This is a genomic window from Alteromonas marina, from assembly GCF_000808575.1.
GTDB lineage: Bacteria > Pseudomonadota > Gammaproteobacteria > Enterobacterales > Alteromonadaceae > Alteromonas > Alteromonas marina_A.
The window spans coordinates 1-236 of the sequence record NZ_JWLW01000031.1 but is presented as its reverse complement, the minus strand read 5'-3'; the positions used below and the strand labels follow the sequence as shown (position 1 = coordinate 236).

General features: G+C 49.6%; 1 pseudogene. It reads left to right on the top strand.

Features of this window, described 5'->3' with window-relative positions:
* Positions 1-236: pseudogene (locus tag RJ41_RS19265) on the top strand (IS4 family transposase); the annotation flags it as partial.

The window sequence follows — 236 nt, the reverse complement described above, 5'->3', positions numbered from 1 at the left end:
AAGCGTTTTGATAACAGCCAAATAGCTAGAGGTAACCCCTTTGCCTGTACGTTAGTTCTGTTCAAGCAGAAAGCGAAAGGGCGCCACGCTTCAAATCCAGATGGTACACGCAAAGCCTCAAAGCGGTCGAAAGTCCATGCGCAAGGTGCAAAAGACCCGTGGCTGTTAGCCACATCACTAGCATCTCATCAACGCTTATCGAAACAGGTCGTTGCCATTTATCGCCAGCGGATGCA